The organism is Sutcliffiella sp. NPDC057660 (assembly GCF_042800035.1).
Classification (GTDB): domain Bacteria; phylum Bacillota; class Bacilli; order Bacillales; family Bacillaceae_I; genus Sutcliffiella_A.
Genome location: NZ_JBHVHV010000005.1, coordinates 127,764 through 154,334 on the forward strand (window position 1 = coordinate 127,764; position 26,571 = coordinate 154,334).

23 protein-coding genes are annotated in these 26,571 nt (G+C 43.1%); all 23 read right to left on the reverse strand.

The genetic code is table 11. From position 1 onward, the window contains the following. Positions 1 to 229: 229 nt before the first annotated feature. Entirely contained in the window at positions 230 to 445 is a 216-nt protein-coding gene (locus tag ACFVAD_RS06795; RefSeq protein WP_386637410.1) for a YlzJ-like family protein, read from the reverse strand. Continuing rightward, complete coding sequence (locus ACFVAD_RS06800; RefSeq protein WP_386637412.1) at positions 442 to 1,194, reverse strand: ClpP family protease; 753 nt, start codon at positions 1,192 to 1,194, stop codon at positions 442 to 444. The genes ACFVAD_RS06795 and ACFVAD_RS06800 overlap by 4 nt, the downstream gene beginning before the upstream one ends. A gap of 634 nt (positions 1,195 to 1,828) precedes the next feature. Beyond that, the gene (locus ACFVAD_RS06805; protein WP_386637414.1) at positions 1,829 to 3,493 is read right to left on the reverse strand and encodes a ribonuclease J; all 1,665 of its coding nucleotides are present in this window, start codon (positions 3,491 to 3,493) and stop codon (positions 1,829 to 1,831) included. Positions 3,494 to 3,736: 243 nt separating this feature from the next. Beyond that, positions 3,737 to 4,609 (reverse strand): 4-hydroxy-tetrahydrodipicolinate synthase, encoded by an 873-nt coding sequence (gene dapA / locus ACFVAD_RS06810; protein WP_386637416.1) that lies wholly within the window; start codon positions 4,607 to 4,609, stop codon positions 3,737 to 3,739. Beyond that, positions 4,602 to 5,873, reverse strand: a complete 1,272-nt coding sequence (dapG, locus tag ACFVAD_RS06815; protein ID WP_386637418.1) for an aspartate kinase — start codon at positions 5,871 to 5,873, stop codon at positions 4,602 to 4,604. Before dapG ends, dapA begins: the two co-directional genes overlap by 8 nt. A gap of 159 nt (positions 5,874 to 6,032) precedes the next feature. Continuing rightward, positions 6,033 to 7,073, reverse strand: a complete 1,041-nt coding sequence (gene asd, locus ACFVAD_RS06820) for an aspartate-semialdehyde dehydrogenase (RefSeq protein ID WP_386637419.1) — start codon at positions 7,071 to 7,073, stop codon at positions 6,033 to 6,035. A 131-nt stretch (positions 7,074 to 7,204) separates the two neighbouring features. Further along, a complete protein-coding gene (locus tag ACFVAD_RS06825) occupies positions 7,205 to 7,804 on the reverse strand; it encodes a dipicolinate synthase subunit B (protein ID WP_386637421.1) in 600 nt (199 codons plus the stop codon). Position 7,805: 1 nt separating this feature from the next. Then, entirely contained in the window at positions 7,806 to 8,702 is an 897-nt protein-coding gene (gene dpaA, locus ACFVAD_RS06830) for a dipicolinic acid synthetase subunit A (protein ID WP_386637423.1), read from the reverse strand. Positions 8,703 to 9,259: 557 nt separating this feature from the next. Beyond that, on the reverse strand, positions 9,260 to 9,502 hold the full coding sequence (locus ACFVAD_RS06835; protein ID WP_386637425.1) for a YlmC/YmxH family sporulation protein: 243 nt from the start codon (positions 9,500 to 9,502) through the stop codon (positions 9,260 to 9,262). A 78-nt stretch (positions 9,503 to 9,580) separates the two neighbouring features. Next, the gene (locus tag ACFVAD_RS06840; protein ID WP_386637427.1) at positions 9,581 to 10,822 is read right to left on the reverse strand and encodes a M16 family metallopeptidase; all 1,242 of its coding nucleotides are present in this window, start codon (positions 10,820 to 10,822) and stop codon (positions 9,581 to 9,583) included. A gap of 30 nt (positions 10,823 to 10,852) precedes the next feature. Next, a complete protein-coding gene (locus ACFVAD_RS06845) occupies positions 10,853 to 11,818 on the reverse strand; it encodes a polysaccharide deacetylase family protein (protein WP_386637429.1) in 966 nt (321 codons plus the stop codon). Positions 11,819 to 11,928: 110 nt separating this feature from the next. Continuing rightward, on the reverse strand, positions 11,929 to 14,046 hold the full coding sequence (gene pnp, locus ACFVAD_RS06850) for a polyribonucleotide nucleotidyltransferase (protein WP_386637431.1): 2,118 nt from the start codon (positions 14,044 to 14,046) through the stop codon (positions 11,929 to 11,931). A 362-nt stretch (positions 14,047 to 14,408) separates the two neighbouring features. Then, entirely contained in the window at positions 14,409 to 14,678 is a 270-nt protein-coding gene (rpsO, locus tag ACFVAD_RS06855; protein WP_078380855.1) for a 30S ribosomal protein S15, read from the reverse strand. Between the two features lie 84 nt (positions 14,679 to 14,762). After that, on the reverse strand, positions 14,763 to 15,752 hold the full coding sequence (gene ribF / locus ACFVAD_RS06860; RefSeq protein ID WP_386637685.1) for a bifunctional riboflavin kinase/FAD synthetase: 990 nt from the start codon (positions 15,750 to 15,752) through the stop codon (positions 14,763 to 14,765). A 56-nt stretch (positions 15,753 to 15,808) separates the two neighbouring features. Beyond that, on the reverse strand, positions 15,809 to 16,729 hold the full coding sequence (gene truB, locus ACFVAD_RS06865; RefSeq protein WP_386637434.1) for a tRNA pseudouridine(55) synthase TruB: 921 nt from the start codon (positions 16,727 to 16,729) through the stop codon (positions 15,809 to 15,811). 102 nt (positions 16,730 to 16,831) lie between these two features. Then, a complete protein-coding gene (rbfA, locus tag ACFVAD_RS06870) occupies positions 16,832 to 17,191 on the reverse strand; it encodes a 30S ribosome-binding factor RbfA (RefSeq protein WP_386637436.1) in 360 nt (119 codons plus the stop codon). A 13-nt stretch (positions 17,192 to 17,204) separates the two neighbouring features. Next, entirely contained in the window at positions 17,205 to 17,483 is a 279-nt protein-coding gene (locus ACFVAD_RS06875) for a DUF503 domain-containing protein (RefSeq protein ID WP_386637438.1), read from the reverse strand. Beyond that, positions 17,480 to 19,642 (reverse strand): translation initiation factor IF-2, encoded by a 2,163-nt coding sequence (gene infB / locus ACFVAD_RS06880; protein WP_386637440.1) that lies wholly within the window; start codon positions 19,640 to 19,642, stop codon positions 17,480 to 17,482. The genes ACFVAD_RS06875 and infB overlap by 4 nt, the downstream gene beginning before the upstream one ends. A gap of 17 nt (positions 19,643 to 19,659) precedes the next feature. Next, entirely contained in the window at positions 19,660 to 19,959 is a 300-nt protein-coding gene (locus ACFVAD_RS06885) for a YlxQ family RNA-binding protein (protein WP_386637443.1), read from the reverse strand. Beyond that, positions 19,956 to 20,240 carry an RNase P modulator RnpM gene (gene rnpM, locus ACFVAD_RS06890; RefSeq protein ID WP_386637445.1) on the reverse strand — a complete coding sequence of 95 codons (285 nt, stop codon included), beginning with the start codon at positions 20,238 to 20,240 and terminating at the stop codon, positions 19,956 to 19,958. The genes ACFVAD_RS06885 and rnpM overlap by 4 nt, the downstream gene beginning before the upstream one ends. 21 nt (positions 20,241 to 20,261) lie before the next feature. Further along, positions 20,262 to 21,383: a transcription termination factor NusA gene (gene nusA / locus ACFVAD_RS06895; protein WP_386637447.1), complete on the reverse strand. Its 1,122-nt coding sequence runs from the start codon at positions 21,381 to 21,383 to the stop codon at positions 20,262 to 20,264. A 78-nt stretch (positions 21,384 to 21,461) separates the two neighbouring features. After that, positions 21,462 to 21,932: a ribosome maturation factor RimP gene (gene rimP / locus ACFVAD_RS06900; protein ID WP_386637449.1), complete on the reverse strand. Its 471-nt coding sequence runs from the start codon at positions 21,930 to 21,932 to the stop codon at positions 21,462 to 21,464. 308 nt (positions 21,933 to 22,240) lie between these two features. Then, positions 22,241 to 26,551, reverse strand: a complete 4,311-nt coding sequence (locus ACFVAD_RS06905) for a PolC-type DNA polymerase III (RefSeq protein ID WP_386637451.1) — start codon at positions 26,549 to 26,551, stop codon at positions 22,241 to 22,243. Between the last annotated feature and the right edge of the window lie 20 nt (positions 26,552 to 26,571).

A 26,571-nucleotide genomic window follows, 5' to 3' on the forward strand; every position in this document is an offset into this window, starting at 1 on the left:
AAAGGTAGTTTACTGAAAATATCATGCTTTACCCGGCTTTTTGTATTAAGCTCTTTTCGTAAAGTTTGTTGCTTATGTCCGTAAAAAATCGGCTTTTGGATTTTTTACAGCATTTCTCCCCATATTATTCAAGGAATAATTATATCATTTACACGGGAAAAGAGCACGAATGCAAGTAAAATTACGTGTTTACGCTGTATGCAACAATGTATGCGAAAACAGCAATGTATTATGGACCTAGGTAAATAGTTTGACCGGGAGCATAATCACTATTCAGGTAGTGAGCGGGGTCGGTACTGAGATTGCGCACAATCTGATAGGAATTCATTTCCGTCTGCTGAACAACAAGCGAAATTCCATTATAGGCAACTACACGCTGCTTTTCATATTCGCTGTTGTCGGCAGGAAAAATGATCTCCTGCGGCATGGTCGTATATAAAATCATTGAAGCAACTTCCCTTCCAAATGTTCCTGGCGTGCCTCGACTAGCTCATTAAGTTTCTTTATGGCCTCTCCAACACCACCAACCTGATCAATCAGCCCGTATTCCACTGCATCAGACCCAACAACATTGGTCCCAATATCCCTGGTCAGGTTCCCTTTGGAAAGCATCAACTCCTTGAATTTCTCTTCGGTGACATTGGAGTTCTTTGTCACAAAGTTGATGACTCGATCCTGCATTTTGTCCAAATACTCAAATGTCTGAGGAACTCCTATTACGAGACCGGTCAGTCGTACCGGATGAATGGTCATTGTTGCCGTTTCAGCAATAAAGGAATAGTCGCAGGACACAGCAATTGGCACCCCGATTGAATGGCCACCCCCCAAAACGAGCGACACAGTCGGTTTAGAAAGGGATGCCAGCATTTCGGATATCGCAAGACCGGCTTCCACATCCCCCCCTACAGTGTTCAGAATGACCAATAGGCCTTCTATATTAGGGTTCTGTTCAATGGCAACGATCTGTGGGATGACATGCTCATATTTCGTTGTCTTATTCTGAGGCGGCAATTGGACATGCCCCTCGATCTGTCCAACGATTGTCAAACAATGTATTTTTGAATCTGCAGGCATCTGTGGCACATTTGTTTGGCCAAGCTGTTGAATTTTATTTACTATAGAATCCTTTCCGGCATCCTGTTTATTGGGTTCCTGGGGTGGCTCCCCTGAAGACTGGTATGTAAATTCCGTCACGCTAATTGCTCCTTTCGTCTAACAGTTAGGAAAAACTAATCTATTCTAGTATTAACCCAAAGAACGATTTCATTCTTTGATCTTTTAGTAAAGATTGTTGCTTTAAAAATAGGGCTGGGCTAAAGATAAAGTGTCAACCTTAAACACCCTGTTGGTCTCCGTTCCAGGCATTCGCTTTCCGCGGGCGGCTTTGGGAGCCTCCTCGGCGCTTTTGCGCCTGTGGGGTCTCCCTTGACACGCTGCTCCCGCAGGAGTCTCACGCCTTGCACTCCAACCAACTGGGGCGACTCAAAGTAGTAAATTTGCCTTACTAAGGTAGAAAAATTGGATTTTGTCTCAATATTTCATTTCAGTTGCAAAATTGATTGTTCTTAAAGCTCTTCCCATAGTAAATAATGATTAACCCGTGAGTTGATTGTAGCGGAGGACACTTGACTCCTGCGGGAAAGTAGAGGGCATGGGAGGCCCCGCAGGCGAAGCCGAGGAGGCTCCCATCCGTCCCCGCGGAAAGCAAGTGTCCGGAGCGGAAATCAACGGGCAATATTTGATGTGAACATTTTTTCAGAATAGCAACAATGAAAAGAAAGAAAAAAGCCGCCAGGGATGCAACTCCCTGACGGCTTGGTCTATTCATTTATACTTCCATGATGATTGGCAATATCATTGGTCTTCTTCTTGTTTTCTCATATAGGTGCTGGTTCAGGGATTCCCTGATTTTCAGCTTCAGACTTGACCATTCCATCACATGCTCTTTTACCGCCTGATCAAGGATTCCGGTAACGATTTCGTTCGCTTTTTCCAGCAGCTGCTCAGACTCCCGTACATAGACAAAGCCCCTAGAGATGATTTCAGGTCCTGCAACAATCGTTTTCTGCCCTCTGTTTATGGAAACCACCACGATCATGATTCCATCCTGTGAAAGAAGACGTCGGTCGCGAAGGACGATATTACCTATATCCCCAACACCTAAACCATCAATAAGGACATTGCCCGCAAACACTTTCCCTCCATATTTCGCTTCTTCGCCATTGAATTCCATGACCTCCCCCTTTTCAAGAAGGAAGATCGAATTATCCTTTATGCCGACACTTTTTGCTACTTTGGAAAGTGCCATCTGCCTTTTATATTCACCTTGTATAGGTATGACAAATTTCGGCTTTAGAAGATTAAGCATTAGCTTTAATTCTTCCTGGCAGCCATGACCTGAAACGTGAATCTTCTTTTGCCCATAAATCACCATTGCCCCTGCGCGGTAGATTTTATCTATAGCCTTGGCTACGGTAAGCTCTGTGCCTGGGGATGGGGAAGCGGCAATCATCACCACATCATGTTCCTGAATCTGTACATGCTTATGTGTACCTTTCGCCATTTTCAATAAGGATGTCATCAGCTGCGAATGTGTGCCGATGGTAAGGACGACTATTCTCTCATCATCTGTATTGCCCATCTCGTTGACTGGAATGATTATTTCCTCCGGTATTTCCAGATAGCCAAGCTTCATTGCAATATCCAAAATTTTATTGGTTGGGTGGGATACGATAACCAGCTTTCGATTGCTTTCGATAGTTGCCTGGACGATTTGCTGTATTCTGGCAAGATTAGTTGCCAGGCAGGCTGCAAATACTCTGCCCCTTGCATTGTATACCACATCGGCGATTTCCTGTTTTACAATCCCTTCTGAAATGGTGTATCCCGGCTTTTCTGCATTCATGCAGTCGGAGAGAACACATAGCACTCCTTCGTTCCCGATTTTTGCCATTTTCCCGATATCAGCGGTTTCAGCCAATTGGGATTGATCAAATTTAAAGTCACCTGTATGTACAATTGCCCCCTGGGATGTACGGAAACAGATTCCCACTGAATCTGGGATGCTATGATTGGTGCGGAAAAAGGTGACTTCCGTTTTTGGAAGATCCAGTACGGTGTCCCCGTTAATTTCGTGGAAGGTAACTTGTTCTGAAAGCCCTTCGCCTTTGACAAGCTCTTCTGCAAGGGCCAAGGTCAACTTCGTCCCATATACCGGTATTTTTAATTTTCTGAGGATATATGCTAAAGCTCCAATATGCTCTTCATGCCCATGTGTCAAGAATATGCCTTGTATTCTATCTTTATTTTCAAAAAGATATGAAACATCTGGAATCACCATATCAATCCCAAGCATCCCATCCTCCGGAATCATCACACCTGCGTCTATCACATATATGTACTCATCGATTTCAAGCACGTACATGTTTTTCCCGATTTCTCCAACGCCTCCAAGGGAAAATACTCTTAGCTTCTCTGTCTTTGCTGTACTCACAGTCTTCCCTCCTATATGTATATAAAAAATTGGATGACAAATATGCTTTCTTCTTTTTATGCTGTTTAGAATTGAAACGTTACTTAGGCTATTTAGCTAAAAGAATACCCGCTCAGTCATTTGACAATATTATAACGTATGCAAGAATTGGAATACAAGAAATATTATGAATATCACACAATCCAGAAAAATCAAAAAAGACCAAAGTCTCTAAAAAAAGAACCCTGGTCTATATTTATAAGTTTATATGGTTTTTAAAAGGGCAGTCAGCGTTTCTCTTTCTTCTTGGGAAAGTGGCACTAACGGAAGCCTTACCCCTCCTACATCCATGCCTTTAAGCTGCAAGGCTGTTTTGACAGGTGTTGGGCTTGGTGCGCTGAACATACCTTTCATGATAGGCAGCAATGTTTGATGGAGTTTTGCAGCTTTCGCGTGTTCCCCATCCTCGAAAGCTTGAATCATTTCCTGCATTTCGTTGCCTATGACATGGGAAGCAACCGAGACTACTCCAATACCTCCGATTGATAGAACTGGCAATGTAAGTCCATCATCACCGCCGTATAGCAAAAAGTCATCAGATGTATTCGCGATTATTTCCGTCATGGCATCCAAATTTCCGCTTGCTTCTTTCACCGCCACGATATTGTCTATTTCAGCCAATCTGACAGTAGTGTCTGCACTCATGTTTGCGACAGTTCTGCCTGGGACATTGTAAAGCATCACAGGCAGGGAAGTTTCTGCAGCGATGGCTTTAAAATGCTGATACATGCCTTCTTGTGTAGGTTTATTATAGTATGGTACGACAAGCATGATCGCATCCACACCGATTTCTTCAGCCCTCTTCGTCAGCTCGATTGACGCTCTAGTGTTATTGCTTCCTGTCCCGGCAATAACTGGAATCCGGCCAGCTGCCACATTTACAACATGACTGAATAATGCCAGCTTCTCTTCTGTTGATAGAGTAGGTGATTCACCGGTTGTACCTGCTACAACCAATGCATCTGTTCCATTTTTGATCAAATGGTTCACTAAAAGGGTCGTCTTCTCAAAATCTATATTTCCGTTGTTATCAAATGGTGTCACCATAGCTGTTAAAACTTTACCAAAATTAATCATGTACTTGAATCTCTCCTTCATCTACTACTGCTTGTAGAATGGTTAGTTGTTTTTTTGCCAGATTAAAAGCTTTGTGCAAAGCGTTCACTGCCTGAATCATATCATCCTGTCTGACAAGGACCCAAATGGTTGTATGGCTATCTGCCGATTGAAGAATCTGAATACCAAGTTCCGATAAGGCCGTCACAATCTTCGCAGTCACACCAGGCACACCTGACATACCTGCTCCGACAGTGGCAACTTTCGCGCAATGGCGGGTCACTTTGGGCTCATAGCCTAATTTCTGCAAGACGTATATTGCCTTATCACTCATTTCGTCTGTTACTGTATATACCACACTAGTAGGTGAAATATTGAAAAAATCTACGCTGATCTGCTCGTTTGCCATTGCACGGAATACTTCTGTCTGAATCCCGTAATTTCCTTCTTTTGCATACACTTTAATTTGTGTCACATTCGGAACATGGGCAATTCCTGTGATCAACCTATCTTTCACATCTGACCCTTTGCTTACCTTATCCAAAGTGGTCACAAGGGTGCCATGTGACTCCGAATATGTGGAACGGATACGAATCGGGATCTTTGCCTGCATGGCTATCTCCACTGCACGAGGATGGATGACCTTAGCCCCTTGATAGGCCATATTGCAAATTTCATTATACGTAACGACAGTTAGTGGGCGGGCATCCTTTACAATTCTCGGATCTGCGGTCATGACACCTTCCACATCTGTGAAAATATCGATCCACTCAGCTTGTAATGCGGAGCCCAGAGCAGCGGCGGAGGTATCGCTCCCCCCTCGCCCTATTGTGCAGATGTCCCCGTTTTTTGCCTCTCCCTGGAACCCTGCAACCACCACGACATCATGTTTATCCAACGCTTCCAAAAGCCGATCACATTTCATATCAACGATGCGAGCATTCGTATGATCATTATTCGTGCGAAATCCAGCCTGTGGGCCATTGAATGATGTTGCCGACAACCCTTTTTGAATGAGCATGTTACTGAAAACAACAGAGGAAATAATTTCCCCGCAAGACAATAAACTATCTATTTCACGTCTGGAAACTGAGTGACTTCCACTGCCAATCAAGCTTAGGAGGGTATCTGTAGCATAGGGCTCACCTTTTCGTCCCATAGCAGAAACCACCACCACTACCTTAAATCCCTCTCCTACTGCCTTTTTGACATGCATGAAAGCACATTCCCTGCTATTTTCATCCCTAACAGACGTTCCACCAAATTTTTGAACAATTATCTTCATGTCATGGCACCTCTTTGTTTTAAACATCCATAATACATACGAAACATGCTGTCAAAATAGTACCTGATGGATTGGAATGTCATTGTTCAAGAAATGAGGTGGAGTTTACAGCAGAAAAGAAAAGGTCGGAAGAAATCTGGACCTTTCGAGTTGGGAATTTTATTTTACAATTCCTATTTCAACTAAGCTTTCTGCAATTTGCACGGAGTTCCAGGCTGCGCCTTTTAGAAGATTATCGGAAACAACCCATAAATGGAACCCTTTTTTGTTATCAAGGTCTTGTCTGATTCGTCCGACAAACACATCATTCAAGCCAACGCAATATGCAGGCATCGGGTACAGCTGCTCTTCCGGTTTATCTTGCAGCACCACACCAGGCGCATCTTGAAGCAGCGCTTTAATATCTTGAACATTCACATTTTCGTCCTCAATTTCAATATATACAGACTCGGAATGTCCTGTGACAACTGGCAAGCGTACACAAGTTGCCGCAACCTGCAAATCAGGTGCATGCATGATCTTCTTTGTTTCATTGATCATTTTGAGTTCTTCAAATGTAAAGCCATTGTCTTCAAACTTATCAATTTGCGGAATGGCATTGAATGCGATTTGATAATGCTTTTTGTCACCCTTTACAGGAAGTATTCCAGGAGTGAATTCCTCTTTGTTCAGGATAGCCTGGGATTGGGACTCTAGTTCGTCAATGGCAGCCGCTCCTGCACCGGAAACTGCCTGATAGGTGGAAACGATGATCTTTGATAATCCGAATTTCTGACGGATCGGTTCAAGCGCCACTACCATCTGGATGGTGGAGCAGTTAGGGTTGGCAATGATCCCATTGTGATCCTTCAGATCTGATTCATTCACTTCAGGTACAACAAGCGGTACATTCGGATCCATACGGAATGCACTCGTATTGTCCACGACGATAGCACCTCTTTTGGCCGCTTCTGGAGCCAGCTCCTTGGAAACGCTGCCTCCTGCACTGAACAACGCTATTTGAACACCGTCGAATTTCGCCGGTTCTGCTTTTTCAACTGTATATTCCAGGCCTTTAAACTTGATTTTTTTACCTGCTGAGCGCTCTGATGACAATAGTGTCAGCTTCTCAATCGGAAAGTTTCTTTCTTCTAATGTATGAAGCATTTGTTGTCCAACTGCCCCTGTTGCCCCTACTACTGCTACATGATAACCTTTCATCTATTCAAGCACCTCTCCATAACAAATAAAATAGTATAAACATTCATACTTAATTTTTAATTTTATCACATTACTCAAATAAAGAAGAGAAGAAAATTTAACTTTTTCTTCTCTTCCCGCATCAGTATATTCTATAGGTCATCTTTGTAACGTTCAACTATGACGGGCTGTACTTGTTTATTTTCAAGCGCATGCAGTACTGTCGGCACCAACATTTCCATTCTGGCAACCATCGAATTCGGTTTCTTTTCCGGTGCATCCTGACCAAATGGAATGAAATAGATGTTCTTTGTGGACATCAGCCTCATAAGATTCATCCCATTCAACCCTAATGCGTCATTGGTGGAAATACCCAGCACAACCGGCTTATGATTGCGGAGTGTGGCTTTTGCAGCCATCAGTACTGGTGATTCTGTCAGTGCATTGGCCAACTTGCTCATGGAATTCCCGGTCAATGGCGCGATGACCATACAATCCAAGGGGATTTTCGGACCAAGTGGCTCGGCTTTTACAATGGAATCAATCACTTTGTTGCCTGTTATTTCCTCTATTCTTTTGATCCACGCTTCCCCTTCACCGAAACGGGTATTGGTATTCTGAACGGTGAATGAAACCACTGGAAGGACGTCTGCTCCTGCATCCACTAACTTTTTCAACTCAGGCACCACCGCATCGTATGTGCAGTGTGAACCGGTTAATCCAAACCCTAATCGTTTTCCTTTTAAATCCATATTAACTCTCCCCTCTCCCATCCATGCTTTCCTTAAGTAACTGTGACAGCACATTGGCCACTATCTGACCAGCTGTTTTCGGAGCAACAATGCCTGGAAGCCCTGGTGCCAGTAATGCTTTTATTCCTCTTTTTTCTGCATAGCGGAAATCCGTGCCACCCGGTTTGGATGCCAAGTCGATAATCAAAGTGTGTGCGGGCATTTTTGAAATTACATCAGAAGTTACTATCATATGCGGAATGGTGTTGATGACCACATCCACATCTGAAACATGGGAGGATAGATCCTTCAATGAAAAAGGAGCCAATCCCATTTCAAAAATCCGGGCAATATGCTCTGATTTTCTTGCTCCCACTCGTACATTTGCTCCAAGTGCTGCAAATGTACGTGCAACACTCATCCCTACTCTACCCAACCCCAGCACCGCCACCTTTGAATGATGGATCGTAATATCCGTGTGCTGGATAACCATCATAATAGTTCCTTCAACGGTTGGTATCGCATTATAAATAGCGACGTCATCCCGCTCAAACAATTGCACCAGTTTCCGTCCGGTGCTTGTTACGAGAAGATCCAGATAGCTATTGGTAATTCCGGAGTAGATGGTGCAATGGGCAGGAGTCTGTTTAACAAGTTCTTCCGTCAAACTAATCTTTTCGTTCGAAAATATGGTATCCACTTGCCCTTCTAAATTCGTCCCTGGAACAGGTAGGATAATGGCACTAACCGTGGAGAAATCCACTTCATCTATTTGCTCTTTTGAAGCACCAGTGAAGCCGTGATCCAATTGATCAAATCCAACTAGCGAAAGCTTTGCGTCCAGCTCAATAAGCTTACGAATCACTTCCAGCTGCCTTGCATCACCGCCAATGACAGCTATGTGCATTCCGGTCAGCATATAAGTTCACCTTCTTCTATTTCGTGAAAGTATTGAAACCATAACCTCAACTTTTCTTACTTCCACATCTTATGTCATCCAAAGAAATTCTGTGATTGAATAGGGGGATAAAGGTACAGGGAAGTTGAATAGGGGATTTTTGGTAGGTTTGTGGGGATAGTTCTGACTTAAAAAGAGATTGAAATCTGTTTATCGACTTTATGATGGGGATTTTATCTGGATTTCATTGCGAAATAGCCCTTCATCGACCTTATGATGGGGATTTTATCTGGATTTCTTAGCGAAAAAGCCCTTCATCGACCTTATGATGAGGATTTCAACTGGATTTCTTAGCGAAAAAGCCCTTCATTGACCTTATGATGAGGATTTCAACTGGATTTCTTAGCGAAAAAGCCCTTCATCGACCTTATGATGAGGATTTCACCTGGATTGCTTAGCGGAAAAACCCTTCATCGACCTTATGATGAGGATTTCAACTGGATTGCTTAGCGGAAAAACCCTTCATATTACATTTGTAATATGAACGCAAAAGACCCGGCAACAAGCCGGGTCTCTCACTATTCCTCATCCGGAATATCAATGATGATCATATCCGTTCCAATTTTCTTGATATGCTGCCAGGGCACGCGGATATCGGTTCCCTCTTTCTTCAGTCCGAACCATTTTACCGAGGGGATGATCAGTGATCTGATTTCCCCCGTATTTTCGTTGATTTCCAAATCAGTATGTCCCAAGATTCCTAATCTTTCGGCGCGTTTTACATCCACGATCTCTTTTCCGCTCATTTCACTCAGTCTCATACGCATCGCCTCCTTATAACTACTATATTAAGGAGCTAACGAAAAAAAACCTGCTAGTTTTCCCAGCAGGCGAAATATTTATTCTTTTAGGGAATTTGGCAGTTCTCCATCAGGGCTGATCAACGCGACAGAATATTCATCCGTGAAGATTTTCTTTGCCAGGCTGTTGACAGACTCCTCTGTAATGCTGTTGATCCGTTCCAATATATCATCAAGTGAGCGATGTCTGCCCAGTAGCAGTTCGTTTTTACCGTTTCTGCTCATGCGGCTATTGGTACTCTCGAGGCTCAGCATCAGGCTGCCCTTGATTTGTTCTTTACTGTTCACGAGCTCTTTTTGAGTTATTCCATCCGCTTTCAGCTTTTCAAGAGTCTGCTGGACCGTTTCAAAAAGCAAATCCAATTGACTGCTGCCAGTTCCACCGTAGATGGTCAGCATCCCGTTGTCCTGATAAGTGGAATGGTAGGAATAGACGGAATAGGCAAGTCCACGCTCTTCACGTACATCCTGGAATAGACGGCTGCTCATGCTCCCGCCCAATACATTATTCAGTACAATCAGATTGTAAATGTCTTTATCGCCTATCGGTAAGCCATTGTATCCAAGGCATAGATGGGCCTGTTCTGTTGTTTTCTTTTTTGCAATGCGTCCCGTTTCAAAAGCGGGCTTTACATAGTCGCGTTTGGAGAATCCAGTTTCATAGCTTCCAAAATGCGCTTCGATTTCTTTTATGAAAGAATCTTCAATATTCCCTGCCACCGAAATGACTACATTATCTGGAGTATAGGTTTCCTTCATATAATTTCGCAATGTATCTCCATTAAAAGTGGATAACGTACCTTCTGTACCCAGTATTGGATAGCCAAGTGGATGATTTCCATAGGAGGCTCTGCTTAACACATCATGGACTATGTCGTCAGGAGCATCCTCATACATTTTAATTTCTTCGTACACGACATTTTTTTCTTTTTTCAGCTCTTCCTCATCAAAGACGGAATGGAAGAACATATCTGCCAGAACACCAAGAGCATAATCGGAATGTTCATCCATTACCTTTGCGTAATAGCATGTATATTCTTTTGAAGTAAAAGCATTCACCTGTCCGCCAATGGAATCGAAGGCCTCTGCTATTTCTCTTGCATTCTTCGTTTTGGTCCCTTTAAAGAACATATGCTCCAGGAAATGGGATACCCCATTATTTTCATGGTCTTCATTTCTAGAACCGGTACCGATCCAGACGCCGATTGCGACAGAGCGGACATGTGGTATATTTTCTACTACGATTCTAACTCCATTTGAACATGTATGTTTAGTAAGCAACGATAATCCTCCTATTCAAGTCTGCCAATTCTAGTGGTGATGTTCGATTCTCTCTTCACTTAGCAAAGAGGAAACAGATCCTAGTTCCAGCCCTTTTTCCTTAATTGAGATGATAAGCGTTTCCAATGCCTGCGCCGTTGATGGTGTGGGATGCATAAGGATCATGGCACCTGGGTGAATTTTCCCCATCACCCGATTGACCAGCACATTAGGCTCCGGACGCTGCCAATCGATTGTATCCACACTCCACATAATAGTGCCAAGCTTCAAGTCATGAGCAATTGCGACAACCTCATCCCGGTAGCTTCCACTCGGCGGTGCAAACCATACGACATCGTTGCCTGTAATCGCTTCTATCACTTCGTTTGTTTTCACTAACTGTTCCCGAACTGCATTTGAGCCAAGTGTCTTCATATTTGGATGGGTATAGGAGTGGTTGCCCACTTCATGCCCTGCTTCGACAATCATTTTCGCCATGGAAGGATTCTCCTTGACCCACCGCCCCTCAAGGAAAAACGTCGCTTGTACCCCATGTTTCTTTAATGTTTCAAGCATCCCGGGAATATGTTCATTTCCCCATGCCACATTTATCAAGAAAGAAGCCATTTGTTTTTCGGGATGTCCGCGGTAAATGGGGGAAGCTGGGAGATCACTCAGATGAACCTTTGGCGCTACCTGATCCATTACAAGCTTTTTCTCATCGAATACACCATTTTTCTTCATATTTTCATACGATTTTTCCACGTTGACCTTCAGCCCGTTCAGGCCCGGTTGCGCTTTCCATACCTTATCTATCTTGGCATCCTGGGCTGCAACCTCGTAGTCTTGTGCCTTCTCTTCTATCTCTCCGTATAAAGCATCCTTCTGCTTGGAAACTTCCGAAAGATTAAGTGACAGAGATTTGGTAAGATCCTCCGGGTTTGGATGACTCACCGTTTTATATGTAAAAAAAGCTACAATCGTAAAAGCTGCCAGCTGTAAAATTGATCTTTTCATTCTAGCCTTCCCCCTTTCTACTAGAATTTATGTAGAAGGGGGACAAGGTAGAACATAAAGCAATATTGTTCCTATTGCAAAAAAAGCCCGGTCTTCACCAGGCTCGTTTTTTATGACATTTGTTCATTCTTTTCTTTTTGCTCTTTAAGGAGAACTTTTCTGGAAAGATTCACTCTTCCTTGCTTGTCGATCTCCATAACTTTCACCAATACTTCTTCGCCAAGCTTCACAACGTCCTCCACTTGTTTCACACGTTCTTCTGCAAGCTCTGAAATATGAACAAGACCGTCTTTGCCGCTGAACAATTCGACGAATGCACCAAACTTCTCGATGCGCTTCACTTTTCCAAGATAGATTTCGCCTACTTGTACTTCGCGCACGATATCTTCGATGATCTTTTTCGCTTTTTCGTTCATTGAACTGTCTACAGAGGAGATAAAGACCGTTCCGTCCTGCTCAATATCGATTTTAACGCCAGTTTCTTCAATAATCTTATTGATTTGTTTTCCGCTCGGTCCGATTACATCACGGATTTTATCCGGATTGATTGCCATCATCAGGATTTTAGGAGCATATTGGGAAAGTTCCTTACGAGACTCGTTTAGAGTCGCAAGCATGGATTCCAGAATGTGCATACGGCCAACTTTCGCTTGCTGTAATGCTTCTTCCAGAATTTCACGGGAAAGCCCTTCAATTTTAATATCCATTTGAAGTGCTGTAACACCCTTAGAAGTCCCTGCAACCTTGAAATCCATATCCCCCAAGTGATCTTCCATACCTTGGATATCGGATAGTACTGTATAATGTTCACCTTTTTTGATTAATCCCATTGCAATTCCGGCTACAGGTGCTTTGATTGGAACACCTGCATCCATCATTGCCAATGTGCTAGCACAAATACTTGCTTGGGAAGTGGAACCGTTTGACTCCAATACTTCGGAAACAAGACGAACTGTATATGGGAAATCCTTTTCAGAAGGCAGGACAGGTTCAAGTGCACGTTCACCAAGGGCACCGTGCCCGATTTCACGACGGCCTGGACCTCTCATCGGACCAGTTTCACCAACACTGAATAATGGGAAGTTATAGTGATGCATAAAGCGCTTCTCTTCTTCCACTCCAAGACCATCCAAAATCTGAACATCGCCAAGTGCTCCTAATGTACAGATGCTCAATGCCTGAGTTTGTCCACGAGTAAACAACCCTGAACCATGTGTACGAGGAAGCAATCCAACCTCAGAGGATAATGGGCGAATCTCATCGCTCTTACGGCCATCCGGACGTACCTTATCTTCTGTGATAAGCCTTCTTACTTCTTCCTTTACAAGCATGCTCAAAATTTCATTTACTTGTTTTAGTGTATCTGCTTCCGCTTCCTGCTCTTCGTATCTAGCAAGGACAGCAGCTTTTACTTCTTTGATGGCTGCTTCACGTGCATGCTTTTCAAATACTTGAACAGCAGTTGTCATATCTTCCTCGGCAAGAGCGCGGATTTCGTTTTCCAGGTTTTTGTCCACTTCGTACAACGCGATTTCAGTCTTTTCTTTACCGACTGCTTTTACAATCTCTTCCTGGAATTCGATCAGGCGCTTGATTTCTTCGTGACCGAACATGATTGCTTCAAGCATCACTTCTTCCGGCACTTCATCTGCTCCTGCCTCTACCATGTTGATGGCATCTTTTGTACCGGCAACAACCAGATTGATATCACTCTTTTCCAATTGCTCCACGTTAGGATTGATGATGAATTCGTTATCAATTCTACCAACGGTAACTCCTGCAATCGGTCCTTCAAAAGGGATATCAGAAATGGATAATGCCAATGATGAACCGAACATAGCAGCCATTTCAGAGGAACAGTTCTGATCCACACTCATCACGATGCTGATGACCTGTACTTCGTTTCTGAACCCGTCGGCAAACAACGGACGAATCGGGCGATCAATCAAACGGCTGGCAAGGATCGCTTTTTCACTTGGACGACCTTCACGCTTGATGAATCCACCAGGAATTTTCCCGACTGCATACAATCTCTCTTCGTAGTTTACAGTTAATGGGAAGAAATCTAATTTTTTTGGTTCTTTTGAAGCAGTTGCAGTGCTCAATACCGCAGTGTCACCATAACGAACCATTACAGCTCCGTTTGCTTGTTTCGCCAATTGGCCAATTTCCACCGAAAGGCTTCTTCCAGCCCAATCAATAGTATAGACTTGTTTGTCTTGTCCCATGAGTTCGTTTAACCCCTCTCTAGCATTTCATATGTATAGGCTTACTTACTTGCTACTTTCCTTTCATCCTATTGGGACATCTACACTAAAAAGCAAGAAGCCAAGAGGTACAATTTTCATATAAGGTAAAAGCAACGATCTGAGTAGTGCCTATTTAAAATATTCAATAGTAAAAATAATGCATTCAGTATTATGTATAGTATGAACGAAATAACTACAACATATCAATAGAATTCCGTAATGTATAGGTAAAAAGTTGCCTTTTATGATATATATGGAAAGTCAAAGGTACAACCTTGCGAATAGTCGCTTCTAAAAATACTAACAAAAAAGCGGGAATTCTCCCGCTTTTTCAAAAAACATTATCGACGTAGACCTAATTTTGTGATTAGTTCACGGTAACGAGTTACATCTTTATTACGTAGGTAAGTTAGTAAGTTACGACGTTTACCAACCATTTTCAATAGACCACGACGTGAGTGGTGATCTTTCTTGTGCGTACGTAAATGCTCGTTTAGGTTGTTGATCTGCTCTGTTAGGACAGCGATCTGAACCTCTGGTGATCCAGTGTCAGACTCATGAGTTTTGTACTCATTGATTAGCTCTTGCTTACGCTCTTGTGTGATAGCCATCCTATTCACCTCCTTATTAGTAAAAACCCCTATTACCGAGCAAGCGTTGGTGATTCGACTTGCCAAGCAATGGTTTTAGTACGTTTAATAGCATACATCTTTTTTCGATAAAAAGCAAGTATCGGGTGTGCTTTTATGAAAATAGTCCTTTGCCATCTGCTTGTCCTTTTTGATTTGTGTAATCAAGGCATCAACACCTGCGAACTTCCGCTCTTCCCGGATGCTTTGGTGCCATTCCACAATGACTTCCTCTCCATAGATAGATTCATTGTATTCAAAAAGATGGACCTCAATGGAAGGCAATGCATCTTCTTTACGTTCTTTAAAGGTCGGTTTATAGCCGATATTGCAGACTCCTTGATGCCATTGACCTCTTACATGCATTCTCACTGCATAGACACCTGTCCTCGGAACCACATAATCGTCTGAAAGCTCAATATTCGCTGTAGGGAAACCGATGGTACGGCCACGTTTATCACCATGCCCCACTGTTCCCCTGATTACATAGAAGCGGCCCAGCGTATGGGGGAGCTTATCCATTTCCCCCTCTTTGATCTGATCCCGAATCAGTGTAGAGCTTACTTTGAGGTTATTGGTTGTATACTTTTCAATGACGGTCTGATTAAATTGCCCTCGAGAATGGAAAGGCAGTGTTTCCATTGTTCCCTTCCCTAAGCGGCCGTATGAATAATCATATCCAGCCACTACATGTTTGATATTGAGCCCAATTATATACTGGTCAACAAAGTCCTGAGGCACAAGACCGGCAAATTCCAGATCGAATTTCACCACGTACAGAATATCCACACCCAATTTGTTAAGAATCTTTATCTTCTCCATCAAGGGTGTAATATAACGAACATGTTGAACGGTCTTCCTCAGAACGACGGATGGATGCGGATCTAATGTCATGACGGAAGCTTTCAGATTATGCTCCCTTGATATTTCAATGGCAGCCTTTATGACACTTTGGTGACCTAAATGGATGCCGTCAAAAAAACCGAGTGCCACGACCGAAGGATCACACTCTTTTTGCTGTATAGAATGAGGATGTTCTAAATAGACAACTTTCATCATAATCACCTAAATCTATCTGTTCATACAGAATGTATGCCAAATTTCTATTCTCTTTAAAATCCACTGTCCTGACCGTGAAAAACCTTCTTTGGCTTCATTAATCCCGGTTTTGTCGGATGCTTCATGTAAATGGCCAGGCAAGCATTATTATGGAAAACACTGAAGTACTCCGCTTCACCAGCAAACTCTTCAGGAAAGGGGAGGACTGCTCCATTTTGGACTTTCTCTGCTACTGTATCACTTATCTCAAGCTTAGGCAACGAGTTTAACGCTTTTTCCATTGGAACAAGGACACTGTCCACTTTATCGTTCACCATCAGATCTTCGAGTTCCTCCAAAGTAATCGCCTGGTCAATTTTAAAATTCCCAGAAGCGACTCTGGTCAATAGACTCATATGTGCTGGATAGCCAAGCAGTTCTCCTATTTGGACTGCCAATGTCCTTACATAGGTCCCTTTGCTACATGACACCTCAAATAAAAACTTCAGAGTATCGTTCTCATGCTTAATATCACTTGTTAGAAAAAGGTCGTAGATGGTAATTTTTCTGGAAGGTCGGTCTATAACTTTTCCTTCCCTGGCATATTCATATAATTTTTTCCCATTTATTTTCACTGCGGAGAACATGGGAGGGGTCTGTTCTATTTCACCTGTCAGTTCTTTTAGAACCTGCTCTATTTTCTCTTGTGAAATAGGTTCAGTTACTTCCTTTTTCTCCACCACTTCTCCTGTTTGGTCCTCGGTTGTGGTGGAAAAGCCTATTGTTACTTCCCCTATGTATGTTTTTTGTTCAGCTGTCAGGAACTCAACAAGTTTAGTCGCCTTTCCAATGCAGATCGGCAGAACACCTGTAACTTCCGGATCGAGCGTGCCTGTATGGCCGACTTTTTTTGTTTTGAGGATTTTCCTCACTTTGAAGACACAGTCATGAGAAGTTAATCCCTTTGGTTTGTTTAAGACCAGAATGCCATCCAAGGGATGCACCCCTTCCTATTTAATCAATTCAGTAGTTTTTAAAGCCTTGAATAACGCATTAATTACACTTAAAGGATAGACACTTCTGTCTATCCTTCAAGGTTACTCTTCATCATCAGAGTCATTTCTATTCAATTCATGGATTAAGGTATTGATGCGATTACCGTATTCCATGGATTCGTCAAATTCAAAGAAAAGCTCAGGAGTTTTTCTCAAACGAATTCTCCGTCCGATTTCACTGCGGATGAAGCCTTTTGCTTTTGCCAGGCCTATCAGTGTATCCTGTCTCTTTTCATCGTCTCCAAGGACAGAGATAAACACCTTGGCTTGCTGAAGATCGCCGGTAACCTGCACATCTGTAACTGTGACAAAACCTACACGGGGATCTTTGATTTTACGACCAATGATATCGGAAAGCTCCTTTTTCATCTGCTCTCCAACACGGTTTGATCTGAGTGTCATACTTTTCACCCCTTTAAAGCCAATCAAGCGAAGTTTCTGCTCGTTCTATTTCCGGAAAGGAATCCAAATATATAAGGACTTTCTGCAATTCCTTTTCGGTGACGGATTTAGAAGAAGATATGGATACGATCCCTAGCTTCGTCCGCTGCCATACGTCCTGATGGTCAATCTCCGAAATGGAAATGTTGAACCGTTGCTTCAGTCTTGTGATGATGCGCTGAAGTACGGCTCTCTTCTCCTTCAAGGATTGAGCATCATAGATCATACAGTCACATTCTAAATATCCGATCATTTTCTTTCGATTTCTTGCATGACGTACGCTTCGATGATGTCGCCTTCTTTGATATCATTAAAGTTTTTGATCGTTACTCCACACTCATAGTTTGTCGCAACTTCTTTCACATCATCCTTGAAACGTTTTAGAGTATCTAATTCCCCTTCAAAAATGACAATGCCATCACGGATTAGTCGAATGCTGGAATCACGAGTGATTTTACCTTCCGTCACATAAGCTCCTGCGATTGTTCCAACTTTGGAAACTTTGAAGGTTTGACGAACTTCCACTTGACCGATAACTTTTTCTTCAAATTCAGGGTCAAGCATCCCTTTCATCGCTGCTTCAATTTCTTCAATCGCCTTGTAGATGATACGGTGTAGACGAATGTCAACCTTCTCCACATCAGCTGTACGCTTTGCTCCTGCATCAGGGCGCACGTTGAAGCCTATTACAATCGCATTGGAGGCAGATGCTAAAATAATGTCGGATTCTGTGATTGCTCCAACACCAGTGTGAATGATTTTCACTTTGGCGCCTTCGACTTCAATTTTCTGCAGGGATGCAGCCATCGCTTCTACAGAACCTTGAACGTCAGCTTTGACAATGATATTGATTTCTTTCATTTCACCTTGTTTGATTTGTTCAAAAAGGTCATCCAATGTTACACGAGTTTTCTCGCTTCTTTGCTCTTGAAGTTGTTTTTGAGCACGTGCTTCTCCGACATTACGTGCTTTTTTCTCATCTGCGAAGACCATGAAGTTGTCACCGGCTTGCGGCACATCATTAAGACCCGTGATTTCAACAGGTGTAGATGGACCAGCCTCTTTCACACGGCGTCCCAAATCATTTACCATCGCACGCACGCGGCCGAAAGTGTTTCCTACAACGATTGGATCTCCAACTTTGAGTGTACCTTTTTGCACAAGAAGTGTCGCTACAGATCCTCTTCCTTTATCAAGCTGTGCTTCAATAACCGTACCTGATGCGGCACGCTTAGGGTTTGCTTTGAATTCTTCCACTTCTGATACAAGCAGGATCATTTCAAGTAGCGTATCAATTCCTTCTCCGCTTAGAGCAGATAGTGGAACAAATATAGTATCCCCGCCCCATGCTTCGGAAACAAGTCCATGCTCTGTCAATTCCTGCATAACACGTTCAGGATTGGCACCTTCTTTATCCATCTTATTTACCGCAACGATGATTGGAACCTCGGCAGCTTTTGCATGGTTGATTGCTTCTACTGTTTGAGGCATAACTCCATCATCGGCCGCTACAACAAGAATGGTTATATCCGTTACTTGCGCTCCACGCGCACGCATCGTAGTAAAGGCAGCATGCCCAGGAGTGTCAAGGAAAGTGATTTTCTTTCCTTCCACCACTACTTGGTAAGCACCGATATGCTGGGTGATTCCACCTGCTTCTCCAGCTGTAACCTTTGTGTTACGGATGGAGTCAAGCAGGGTAGTTTTACCGTGGTCAACGTGACCCATGATGGTAACAACTGGTGGACGTTCTTCTAGCACTTCTTCTTTATCTTCTGTTTCGTAGCCTTCGAAATCAGTTACTTCAAAAATGATTTCTTCTTCTACTTCAACATTGAACTCGCCAGCTACCAGTTCGATTGCATCTTTATCAAGATCCTGGTTGATGGTAGCCATTACACCAAGCATTAAAAGCTTCTTGATAATTTCAGAAGGCTCTTTGTTCAGCTTGCTTGCTAATTCTCCAACTGTAAGGGAACCTGTGAAAGTGATCTTAGAAGGTGTCTCTTTTTTCTTCACTGGTGGTGTTGGCGCTGATTGTGGTCCGCGGTTTTGTTTATTGTTCTGCTGTTTCTTCTTACCTTTTGAAAAATTGTTATTATTGCTGTTATTGCTATTATTGTTGAATGGCTTCTTTGCTGGCTTTTGGGCAGAGTTGCTGCTCTTTGTGCCACCTTGTGCTGACCCTTGGTTATTCGCAGGCTTTTTTGGAGCACTGTTAGTTCCTTGGGAAGCCGCCGGTTTTTTAGCTGCTTCAGTTTTATTTGTGCCATTCAGTTTTTGGATAGTGTCTTCATCTAATGTTGCCATATGGTTTGATACCTCAATATTCATTTCTTTTAGTTTTGTAATGACATCTTTACTTGATACGTTCTTTTGCTTAGCGTATTCGTACACGCGTAATTTCGTCATACATTCACCCCCAAAGATTAATCGAGCAAAGTGAGGAGTTTTTTTGCAAACCCTGCATCAAGGATCGCGATGGAAACTCTCGCGTCTTTTCCTATTGCCCGACCTAACTCGTACCGATCCTCGACCGTTCTGATCGGCACTTCGTAATAACTGCACTTATCATGCAGCTTTTTCATTGTATTGGGAGATGCATCCCCTGCAACTAGTACAAGCTTGGCATTCCCAGCTCTGACTTCTTTCACCACCAGCTCTTCCCCGGTGATGATTTTTCTCGCTCTTGTGGCGAGACCTAATATGGATAACCATTGATTATTCATGATGTTGAATCTTTCTCCGTTTCTACCAGTTGAAGCAATTCATCATACAATGAATCATCAATCGCCACTTCTAGATGTCGGGATAATATATTTTTCTTTTGTGCAAGAAGGATACTCTCTTTGCTTCTTGCCAAATACGCCCCTCTACCAGACTTTTTCCCTGTAAGGTCAATCGAGACTTCGCCCTCTTTGGAGCGGACAATGCGAATCAGATCTTTCTTCGGTCTCAATTCCTGACTAGCAACGCATTTTCGCATAGGAATTTTTTTGCGACTGTTCACTGGTCTCACCCTCTTTTACGATCATTCTTCTGTGTTCTCATCCTCATAGTAATCATCCATATCTTCCTCATCATTTTTTGATAGGGAAAGGCTTGGATAGATTCCTAATTGTTCTGCTTCAGACTCGCTTTTTATATCAATTTTCCAGCCTGTAAGTTTGGCTGCAAGACGCGCATTTTGGCCTCTTTTCCCGATTGCAAGGGAAAGTTGATAGTCAGGAACGATGACAGTTGTCGCTTTGTCCTCTTCATTTACCTGTACCTCCAGAACCTTTGACGGACTAAGGGCATTTGCCACGAACTCCACAGGATCCTTGGACCATTTTACGATGTCGATCTTTTCGCCCTTCAGTTCGTTTACAATTGCCTGAACCCTTTGCCCTTTAGGACCTACACAAGCTCCAACCGGATCAACTTCCGGATTATCGCAATGAACAGAGATCTTGGAGCGATCACCTGCTTCGCGGGCAACGGATTTGATTTCGACAGTTCCATCATAGATTTCCGGAACTTCCAATTCAAATAGGCGCTTCAGCAAACCCGGGTGCGAGCGTGAAACAAAGATCTGAGGACCCTTTGTTGTCTTCTCTACTTTTGTAAGGAATACTTTTATTCTATCATGAGGTTTGTAATGTTCATTAGGCATTTGCTCATTTACCGGCAAAAGCGCTTCGATTTTCCCTAGGCTGACATAAATGAACTTAGCGTCCAATCGTTGGACAATACCTGTCATGATATCTTCTTCACGTTCGATATACTCCGAGTAGATGACTCCTCGCTCCGCTTCTCTTACTCGTTGCGTTACGACCTGCTTCGCAGTTTGTGCTGCAATGCGGCCAAAGTCCTTCGGTGTTACCTCGATTTCCACAACATCGTTTTCCTGATAGTTCGGATCCAGTCGGCGAGCTTCTTGCACGGAAATCTCAAGACGGGGATCAAATACTTCCTCTACGACATCTTTTCTTGCAAATACTCGCATAGTGCCTGATTCCAAATTCAGATCCACCCGAACATTTTGTGCTTGATTAAAGTTTCTTTTGTAAGCAGATATAAGTGCAGCCTCAATCGCTTCAATAATTACGTCTTTGCTAATGCCTTTTTCTTTTTCCATCAGAGTCAGGGCATCAAATAACTCGCTGCTCATACAACCATGTCCCCCTTAACATACCTATTCATTCTTTTTAACCTTGACGGCCAGTGTGGAAATAGGTATTGAACCTTATTAGAATTTCACTGCCAAACGTGCTTTGGCCACTTTCGGATACGGAATTGCCACTACTTTTTTACGTGTCTTGATCGTCATGGAAATGGTAAGAGTTTCTCCATCAAAACTTAAAAGGTCACCTTCAAAAGTTTTGAGTCCATCCAACGGTTCGTATGTTTTCACATGCACATACTTGCCGATTGATTTTTCCAGGTCTTCTTTTTTCTTCAAGGGGCGTTCTGCACCAGGAGAAGAGACCTCGAGGAAGTAGTTATGCGGGATAGGGTCCAGCTCATCAAGCTTTTCGCTCAACATCGTACTCACTGTTCCACAGTCTTCGATGTCGATGCCGCCATCTTTGTCTACAAACACACGTAAAAACCAAGAAGAACCTTCTTTTACGTACTCAATATCCACTAATTCAACATTCATTTCTTCTGAGATAGGCAGCATTAATTCCTCTACCGTATCTATTACATTTTTGCTCATCTTTTTCCTCCTTCGCTGTAGCGAGAAACGATGTTTTTAAAATCTGAACAAAAGACCCTGCCAAAATTAGCAGGGAATCATAAACAAGCAAGCTTATGTACACCTAAAGGCGATACCGAAGAATCGTAATTTCCTAAGTCGCCGGAAAATGGGGATACAATACGAAAGAGTGGGTTTCCCCACTCTTTGCTAATTACCTGTATATAGCATTTCCAATGTAAATATATCATATCCCTGGTAAATATGCAAATCTTTCTAGTGTTTGCAAAGCTTGCCCTGTTTTGATTTACAAGGTTTGTGACAACATTTTAGAACAGGGAGAGCTGGTTTTGATCCGGTAGAGAACCAAGACATCCCTGCTTGTCCAGAAATTCCATGATAGTTTTTGAAACCCGGCCGCGCTGCTGAAGATCCTCTTTTGAAAGGAACTCGCCATCTTCCCTTGAATTTACAATATTGATGGCAGCATTGGTACCAAGTCCAGGAATGGCATTGAAAGGAGGGATGAGTGTATTCCCTTCAATAATGAAATCGGATGCATGTGATTTATACAAATCCACTTTTTGGAACGAGAATCCTCTTTCACTCATTTCCAGTGACAATTCCAAAACGGTCAATAAGGATTTTTCCTTCGGGGAAGCATCCAGACCTTTGGCATTTATCTCTTCAATCTTTTGACGGATGGCTGCTGATCCTTTCACCATACTGTCAAGATCAAAATCATCCGCTCGGACGGTAAAATACGCCGCATAATACATCAGTGGGAAATGCACTTTAAAGTAGGCGATACGCACTGCCATAAGAACATAGGCTGCAGCATGCGCCTTCGGGAACATATATTTTATTTTCAGGCACGAATCGATATACCATGCAGGTACATCGTTCTTGATCATTTCCTCTTTGAATTCTTCGGAAAGACCTTTCCCTTTACGAACAGATTCCATGATCTTGAAGGCCATGGAAGGGTCCAGTCCTTTATAGATGAGATAAACCATTATATCATCACGGCATCCGATAACTTCGCTCAAGGTACATGTCTTATTGTGAATAAGCTCCTGTGCGTTCCCAAGCCATACATCTGTACCATGCGATAGCCCGGATATCTGGACAAGCTCAGAGAAGGTCGATGGCTTTGTATCTTCAAGCATCTGCCTTACGAACCTTGTTCCGAACTCAGGAATACCAAGTGTACCAGTTTTACACATGATCTGTTCTTCCGTAACCCCGAGCGATTCGGTGCCGCTGAAGATTTTCATCACATAAGGGTCGTCTGTAGGAATCGTCTTCGGATCAATACCGCTTAGATCCTGCAGCATCCTGATAACGGTCGGGTCATCATGTCCAAGTATATCAAGCTTTAACAGATTGTCATGAATGGAATGGAAGTCAAAATGAGTGGTCTTCCATTCCGAACTTGTATCATCAGCCGGAAACTGTATAGGGGAGAAATCATATATATCCATATAATCCGGCACAACGATAATACCGCCGGGATGCTGACCTGTTGACCTTCTTACCCCTGTACAACCTGATGATAGGCGGTCAATTTCAGCTCCCCGAAGAATGAGGTTACGATCATTTGCGTAGCCTTTCACATACCCGTATGCTGTTTTATCAGCTACGGTACCGATCGTCCCTGCACGGAATACATAGTCTTCGCCAAACAGCACTTTCGTGTAATTATGGGCACGAGGCTGATACTCCCCGGAAAAGTTCAAATCGATATCGGGAACCTTATCCCCTTTGAATCCAAGGAACGTTTCAAACGGTATATCATGACCATCCTTTTTGAAAGCCTCTCCACAATTCGGACAGTCTTTATCCGGCAGATCAAACCCCGAACCTACCGAACCGTCGTCAAAGAATTCGGATGTTTTACAGGATGGACACACATAATGCGGTGGAAGTGGGTTCACCTCGGTTATCTCCGTCATGGTTGCCACAAAAGAAGATCCGACAGAACCACGAGAACCTACTAGATATCCATCATCCAATGACTTTTTAACAAGCTTATGAGATATCAGATAGATAACTGCAAAACCGTGCCCGATGATACTTTTCAGTTCTTTTTCAATTCGCTTCTCCACCAGATCCGGAAGATCTTCCCCGTAGATGCTTCGCGCCATTGAATAGCTCATCTCACGAATCTCTTCATCTGCACCTTCAATCTTAGGTGTATACAAATCATCCTTGATCGGTTTAATCTCCTCGGTCATGCCCGCGATTTTCTGCGTATTTGTGACGACAATTTCCTTTGCTTTTTCTTCACCAAGGAAAGAAAAGGCGGAAAGCATATCGTCGGTTGTCTTGAAATGGACATCCGGAAGCTTGTGACGGTTCAGGGGATTCGCTCCTGATTGGGACCTTACAAGAATCTCACGGTGAATCTTATCCTCTTTTTTCAGATAGTGTACATTACCAGTCGCTACTACCGGCTTTTCTAGTTTTTCTCCAAGCTTGACGATATTTGTGATGATTTCTTTTAACGCCTTTTCGTCCTTGATCAATTCCAATTCAATCAGGTGATCATAATTGCTTGGAGGCTGAACTTCGATGTAATCATAGAACTCGGCAATGCTTTCTACTTCATCCGGTGCTTTTTGCATCATCCCTTCGAAAACTTCCCCTTTATCGCAGGCCGTCCCTACGAGCAGGCCTTCCCGATATTTTTGCAGCAATGAACGTGGGATTCGAGGAACTCTGAAAAAGTAGTTCATATGGGAAATCGATACAAGCTTAAAAATGTTTTTCAATCCAACCTCATTTACTGCCAGCAGAGTGATATGGGAAGGTCTCGCCCTTTTATAGGCATCGGACTTACCGGAGTTGTCATTCAGTTCATCATGATAGGTGATGCCGCGCTCCAGGGAGTCCTTCAGCATCTTCATGAGCAGGTAACCGGTGGCCTCCGCGTCATAGATTGCTCTGTGATGCTGTGTTAGTTCAATATCAAACTTTTTACAAAGGGTATTCAACCGATGATTTTTTAAATCCGGGAAAAGCAGTCGACCCAGCTCAAGTGTATCGATGACAGGATTCTTCGCTTTTCCAATTCCTATGCGCTGGAACCCGATATTCAGGAATCCCATATCAAAGCTCGCATTGTGTGCCACTAGAATATCATCTTCTATCCATTTATAGAAATCCTGCAGTACATCACCTATTTCCGGTGCATTCCGGACCATGTCATCTGTGATCCCTGTCAGATTGATGGTGGTTGCAGATAAAGGGTGGTGGGGATTGGAGAATGATTCAAATCGGTCAATAATCTCTCCATCCCTGATCTTGACTGCTGCAAGCTCGATAATTGTGTCGTACATGGCAGATAAACCTGTGGTCTCCACATCGAAAACAACATAAGTATCTTCCGCCAGATTTCGATGGGCAGGATTATAGGCAATGGGAACACCATCGTCTACGAGGTTCGCTTCCAATCCATACAATATTTTGACGCCATTCTTCTTTCCGGCGGAATATGCTTCGGGATAGGCTTGAGCAACCGCATGGTCTGTAATGGCGATGGCTTCATGACCCCATTTTTTTGCCTGAGCCACCAGGGAGGAAATGGAGCTGACGGCATCCATTGTACTCATCGGGGAATGAAGATGCAGTTCGACCCTTTTTTCACCCTCTGGTGCAGTATCCCTGATTTCTTTGCCTTGGAATTCATTGATATCATTGGCCATCATAACGAGGTCACGGACAAAGGTGTCGTTTTGAATGCTTCCTCGCACTTTAAGCCACATGCCTTTTTTCACGGCTTGCAATAACGGTACATCCTCTTTGTCTCTTGAGAACATTTTTACAAGGATGGAATTGGTATAGTCGGTTATCTTGAAGGTCAACAACGTTCTGCCGCTGCGAAGCTCTTTCGTTTCGGCATCAAATACATACCCTTGAACAGCGACACGTCTTTCCTCTTCGACAATCTCCGCCAAGGTTTTTATCTCTGCGTCATCCTTGATGGTGTAGCCGATCATTACCGGACCGCTGATCGAACTGCCATCCTCTTTGGCGCTATCTTTTTTCTGCATCTCGGTGACAGCGGCCAACGCTTTTTGTTGGTCTTCCATCTGCTTTTGTTCCACAAACTGCTGATACTCCTCCTCCGAATGGGAAAGTGTCGTATCAAGCACGAACGTCGGAAAACCAAACCCCTCATATGTTGTACATATGGTAGTGTTCAATTTTCGTTTGACCGCTATAGCCTCCGCTTCATTCCTGGCAGTCAGCATAAGCTTATTGCCCTGAAGCGTAGGTGCTTGCCCCTTTAATAACATTAATAGCGGCGGGGAACAGCCTTCAAGTTCTTTCAGGCAGACTGGCCAATAGTCTTGTATATATGAATCCTCAAATGAACGGTCCAAGACACTGATTTGAAAGGAAACATTGGCTATATGCGAAAAGCTTTTTGTTAGCTTCATGTAAAATAATTCATAGATGGAAACAGGCAGAACTTTCTGTAGAACAAAATGAAAATGCCATCTTTTGCTTGTCTTCTCTACAGTCAATTTATCTATTCCAGCTTCTGCAAAGTAAGGAAAAATATCATCACTTGTCAAATCAAGCTGCTGAAGGAGAAGACGAAATCGATCTTTTTTTTCTTGAACTAGCTCCATTACAATGTTCAGACCCCTTT

Bases quoted from the DNA above. Each gene is read 5' to 3' on its own strand.
- ACFVAD_RS06795 (WP_386637410.1), bottom strand. From the start codon at position 445: ATGATTTTATATACGACCATGCCGCAGGAGATCATTTTTCCTGCCGAC.
- dapA (WP_386637416.1), bottom strand. From the start codon at position 4,609: ATGATTAATTTTGGTAAAGTTTTAACAGCTATGGTGACACCATTTGAT.
- dapG (WP_386637418.1), bottom strand. From the start codon at position 5,873: ATGAAGATAATTGTTCAAAAATTTGGTGGAACGTCTGTTAGGGATGAA.
- asd (WP_386637419.1), bottom strand. From the start codon at position 7,073: ATGAAAGGTTATCATGTAGCAGTAGTAGGGGCAACAGGGGCAGTTGGA.
- ACFVAD_RS06825 (WP_386637421.1), bottom strand. From the start codon at position 7,804: ATGGATTTAAAAGGAAAACGATTAGGGTTTGGATTAACCGGTTCACAC.
- dpaA (WP_386637423.1), bottom strand. From the start codon at position 8,702: ATGCTGACCGGAATGCACATAGCTGTCATTGGCGGTGATGCAAGGCAG.
- ACFVAD_RS06835 (WP_386637425.1), bottom strand. From the start codon at position 9,502: ATGAGACTGAGTGAAATGAGCGGAAAAGAGATCGTGGATGTAAAACGC.
- ACFVAD_RS06845 (WP_386637429.1), bottom strand. From the start codon at position 11,818: ATGAAAAGATCAATTTTACAGCTGGCAGCTTTTACGATTGTAGCTTTT.
- pnp (WP_386637431.1), bottom strand. From the start codon at position 14,046: ATGGGACAAGACAAACAAGTCTATACTATTGATTGGGCTGGAAGAAGC.
- rpsO (WP_078380855.1), bottom strand. From the start codon at position 14,678: ATGGCTATCACACAAGAGCGTAAGCAAGAGCTAATCAATGAGTACAAA.
- ribF (WP_386637685.1), bottom strand. From the start codon at position 15,752: ATGAAAGTTGTCTATTTAGAACATCCTCATTCTATACAGCAAAAAGAG.
- rbfA (WP_386637436.1), bottom strand. From the start codon at position 17,191: ATGACACTCAGATCAAACCGTGTTGGAGAGCAGATGAAAAAGGAGCTT.
- ACFVAD_RS06875 (WP_386637438.1), bottom strand. From the start codon at position 17,483: ATGATCGGATATTTAGAATGTGACTGTATGATCTATGATGCTCAATCC.
- infB (WP_386637440.1), bottom strand. From the start codon at position 19,642: ATGACGAAATTACGCGTGTACGAATACGCTAAGCAAAAGAACGTATCA.
- ACFVAD_RS06885 (WP_386637443.1), bottom strand. From the start codon at position 19,959: ATGAATAATCAATGGTTATCCATATTAGGTCTCGCCACAAGAGCGAGA.
- nusA (WP_386637447.1), bottom strand. From the start codon at position 21,383: ATGAGCAGCGAGTTATTTGATGCCCTGACTCTGATGGAAAAAGAAAAA.
- rimP (WP_386637449.1), bottom strand. From the start codon at position 21,932: ATGAGCAAAAATGTAATAGATACGGTAGAGGAATTAATGCTGCCTATC.
- ACFVAD_RS06905 (WP_386637451.1), bottom strand. From the start codon at position 26,551: ATGGAGCTAGTTCAAGAAAAAAAAGATCGATTTCGTCTTCTCCTTCAG.